Origin of the sequence: Mesorhizobium sp. M1E.F.Ca.ET.063.01.1.1, assembly GCF_003998155.1 — a bacterium.
Taxonomy (GTDB): Bacteria; Pseudomonadota; Alphaproteobacteria; order Rhizobiales; family Rhizobiaceae; genus Mesorhizobium.
The window spans coordinates 1-4,356 of sequence record NZ_RZSC01000512.1 but is presented as its reverse complement, the minus strand read 5'-3'; the positions used below and the strand labels follow the sequence as shown (position 1 = coordinate 4,356).

2 protein-coding genes are annotated in these 4,356 nt (G+C 64.1%); both read right to left on the bottom strand.

Features of this window, described 5'->3' with window-relative positions; translation table 11 throughout:
• Positions 1-332 precede the first annotated feature (332 nt).
• A complete protein-coding gene (locus EOA29_RS26695; RefSeq protein ID WP_126093662.1) occupies positions 333-704 on the bottom strand; it encodes a VOC family protein in 372 nt (123 codons plus the stop codon).
• 82 nt (positions 705-786) lie between these two features.
• A partial coding sequence (locus tag EOA29_RS26690; protein WP_127221837.1) for a vitamin B12-dependent ribonucleotide reductase occupies positions 787-4,356 on the bottom strand: 3,570 nt, incomplete at its 5' end.

The window sequence follows — 4,356 nt, the reverse complement described above, 5'->3', positions numbered from 1 at the left end:
CATACAATTCAACCGCTTCAAGCCATTTTCCGACGGCGCCTCTTCACGCTTGACCACAGCACGAAGCAAATGTGTGCGCACGCTAGCCCCTTGTGGGGGAAGGTGGCCGCGAAGCGGCCGGATGAGGGGTGCTCCAGCTTGGCGATATGCTCGAAATCGCCGCAGTCTCACTCCGTCCAACACCCCTCATCCGTCTTGGCGCTGCGCGCCAATCCACCACCCGGCCCGTCGCAGGCTCCGTGCGTTCGAAGCTCGAAAAGCCAAGCAGTTGGCTTTTCGCCCGCTACGCGGACCGCTTCTCACCCCACAAGGGGAGAAGGAGAGGGCGCGCGCTACGCCTCGCTGATCATCGCCTCGATGTTGTACCCATCGGGGTCGAGCACGAAGCAGGCGTAGTAATTTTCCGCATAGTTCGGGCGCGGGCCGGGCGCGCCATTGTCCGCGGCACCCGCCTCGAGCGCTGCCCGATGGAAAGCATTGACCTCTGCCTTGCTCTTCAGCCGGAAGGCGACATGCAGATGAGTGAGCGGCGGCTTCTCGCCGGTGCGCTGGATCTCGAACAGGCAGCCATTGCCGACATCGAAAGCCCAGAACACGCCTTCCTTGCCGAAGGAGAGACGATACCCCAAGGGCGCAAAAGCCTTTTCGTAGAAGAGCTTGCTCTTATCGAGGTGGCTCACTTCGATGGTGATGTGGTCGAGCATGATGGGGCTCGCTGGTCGTCTAAGCAAATCGGCCCGATCTTGCGATCGGGCCGATAATGTCGTTGCGTCTAGGTTTTAGATATCAGCTGCACCCGCTCGTCGAACCACACGTGTCGCACTTCTCGCAGGTGCCGTTCCGCACCATGGTGAAGTTGTGGCACTCGGAGCATTCGTTGCCAGTGTAGCCCTGGAGCAGCGACTGCTGGCGCCTTGTCGCGGCGAGCTTCTTTGCCTCGGCCGCTTCGTTGGCGGCGGCGTCGGTGAATAAAGCTTCGGCGCCGCCGGCGGCTTCGGCTTCCTGTTCCAGCATATCCTCGGCCAGTTCCCTGGCGCGCTCCTCATAGTCGCGCTTGTAGGCAAGCGCCTCGTCGCTCGCCGGCTTCAGCGCCAGCACGTTGGAACCGGCGAAGGCGGTGGGCGCGGCGCGGGCAGGGGCCGTCGTCGGGGCGGAGCCGCCAAGCCCCTTGGGTTCGCTACCGATGCCCGACACCAGCTTCACCGGCGAGGCGCCGCGATAGAGGCCCTTGGAGAAGGGCGTCGCCTTGCCTTCGGTGATGCCGCGGCCAAGTGCGGTCTTGTCGAAGTCCGATTGGTCGACATGGGCGAGGTCGTGGCGGCCGAGATAGGAGACGGCAAGCTCGCGGAACACGTAGTCGAGGATCGACGTCGCGTTCTTGATCGCGTCGTTGCCCTGCACCATGCCGGCCGGCTCGAACTTGGTGAAGGTGAAGGCCTCGACATATTCGTCGAGCGGCACGCCGTACTGCAGGCCGAGCGAGATCGCGATGGCGAAATTGTTCATCATCGCGCGGAAGGCGGCACCCTCCTTGTGCATGTCGATGAAGATCTCGCCCAGGCGGCCGTCGTCGAACTCGCCGGTGCGCAGATAGACCTTGTGGCCGCCCACCACCGCCTTCTGGGTGTAGCCCTTGCGGCGGTTCGGCAGCTTCTCGCGGTCGCGGTAGAGGCGTTCCACCACGCGCTCGACGATCTTTTCCGTCACCTGCACGGCGCGCTGTGCGGCCGGGGCGGCGATGAACTGCTCGACCGCCTCGTCCTCGTCCTCGTCGTCATCGGCGAGCAGCGAGGCATTGAGCGGCTGCGACAGCTTCGAGCCGTCGCGATAGAGCGCATTGGCCTTCAGCGCCAGCTTCCACGACAGCATGTAGGCGTTCTTGGCGTCCTCGACCGTCGCCTCGTTCGGCATGTTGATGGTCTTGGAGATCGCGCCCGAGATGAATGGCTGTGCCGCCGCCATCATCAGGATGTGGCTCTGGATCGACAGCGAGCGCTTGCCGATCTTGCCGCAGGGGCTGGCGCAGTCGAACACTGCGAGATGCCCGGCCTTGAGGAAGGGCGCGCCTTCCAGCGTCATGGCGCCGCAGACATGGATGTTGGCGGCGTCGATGTCCTTCTTCGAGAAGCCGAGAGCCGGCAGCATCTCGAAGGAGACGTCCGAGAGCTGCTCGTCGGTGAAGCCAAGCGTCTCCTTCACCCAGTCGGCGCCCAGCGTCCACTGGTTGAACACGAACTTGATGTCGAAGGCCGACTTCAGCGCCGCATTCAGCGCGGCGATCTTCTCGTCGGTGAAGCCCTTGGCCTTCAGCGAGGGCGGGTTGATGCCCGGCGCCTGGTTGAGATTGCCGTGGCCGACGGCGTATGCCTCGATCTCGGCGATCTGGCTTTCGGAATAGCCGAGCGTCCTCAGTGCCTCCGGCACGGCGCGGTTGATGATCTTGAAGTAGCCGCCGCCGGCGAGCTTCTTGAACTTCACCAGCGCGAAGTCGGGCTCGATGCCGGTGGTGTCGCAGTCCATGACCAGGCCGATCGTGCCGGTCGGCGCGATCACGGTCGCCTGCGCGTTGCGGTAGCCATGCTCCTCGCCGAGCTCGATGGCGCGGTCCCAGGCGGCGCGGGCATGCTCGGCCAGCGCCTGCTGCTTCAGATCGGAGGCAACCAGCGGCACCGGATTGACGGCGAGCTTCTCGTAGCCGGCCTTGTCGCCGTAAGCGGCGCGGCGGTGGTTGCGCATGACGCGCAGCATGTTCTGGGCGTTGCGGTCATAATCCGGGAAGGCGCCGAGTTCGGAGGCCATCTCGGCCGAAGTGGAGTAGGCGACGCCGGTCATGATCGCGGTGAGCGCGGCGCAGATGGCGCGGCCCTCGTCGGAGTCATAGGGAATGCCCGAGGTCATCAGCAGGCCGCCGATATTGGCGTAGCCGAGGCCGAGCGTGCGGTATTCATAGGAGAGCTTGGCGATCTCCTTCGACGGGAACTGCGCCATCATCACCGAGATTTCGAGCACGACGGTCCACAGCCGGACGGTGTGCTCGTAGGCAGCGATGTCGATCGTGCCGTCCTCTCTGCGGTAGGGCAGGAGGTTGATCGAGGCGAGGTTGCAGGCCGTGTCGTCGAGGAACATGTATTCCGAGCACGGGTTGGAGGCCCGGATCGCACCGGCGGACGCGCAGGTGTTCCAGTCGTTCATCGTCGTGTTGAAGTGCAGGCCGGGGTCGGCCGACGCCCAGGCGGCATAGCCGATCTTTTCCCAGAGGTCCTTGGCCTTCAGCGTCTTCAGCACCTTGCCGTCCTTGCGGGCGGTGAGCTGCCAGTCGCCATCGGCTTCGACGGCGCGCAGGAAGTTGTCCTTCAGCGACACCGAATTGTTGGAGTTCTGGCCGGAGACGGTGAGATAGGCGTCGGAATCCCAGTCGGTGTCGTAGGTCTTGAACGACATCGAGGTGTAGCCCTGGCGGGCGAACTGGATGACGCGGTAGATGTAGTTCTCCGGCACGGCGTCCTTCTTGGCCGCCTTGATCTCGCGCTTCAGCGCGGTGTTCAAAGCCGGGTCGAAGCAGTCGTCGTCATGGCCTTCGCAGTTGACGCAGGCCTTCATGATCGCTTCGAGGTGCTTCTTGACGATCTTCGAGCCGGTCACCAGCGAGGCGACCTTCTGCTCCTCATTGACCTTCCAGTCGATGAATTCCTCGATATCGGGATGATCGGCGTCGACGATCACCATCTTGGCCGCGCGGCGCGTCGTGCCGCCCGACTTGATGGCGCCGGCCGCGCGGTCGCCGATCTTGAGGAAGCTCATCAGGCCGGACGAGCGGCCGCCGCCGGACAGCTTTTCGCCTTCGCCGCGCAGCATCGAGAAGTTCGAGCCGGTGCCGGAACCGTATTTGAACAGGCGCGCCTCACGCACCCACAGGTCCATGATGCCGCCCTCGTTGACGAGGTCGTCCTGCACGCTCTGGATGAAGCAGGCATGCGGCTGCGGATGCTCGTAGGCGGACTTGGACTTGGTCAGCTTGCCGGTGAAGGGGTCGACATAGAAGTGGCCCTGGCTCGGACCGTCGATGCCATAGGCCCAGTGCAGGCCGGTGTTGAACCATTGCGGCGAGTTCGGCGCAACGCGCTGGGTGGCGAGCATATAGGCGAGCTCGTCGCGGAAGGCGCGCGCGTCTTCTTCCGATTTGAAGTAGCCGCCCTTCCATCCCCAGTAGGTCCAGGTGCCGGAGAGACGGTCGAAGACCTGGCGGGCGTCGGTTTCCGAACCATAGCGCTCAGCCTCGGGCAGCTTGGCGAGTTCGGCCTCGTCGGCAACCGAGCGCCACAGGAAGGAGGGGACGGCGTTCTCCTCGACCTTTTT

What these genes read in the sequence shown, in the direction of transcription:
- EOA29_RS26695 (WP_126093662.1), bottom strand. Translation starts at nt 704, where the DNA reads ATGCTCGACCACATCACCATCGAAGTGAGCCACCTCGATAAGAGCAAG.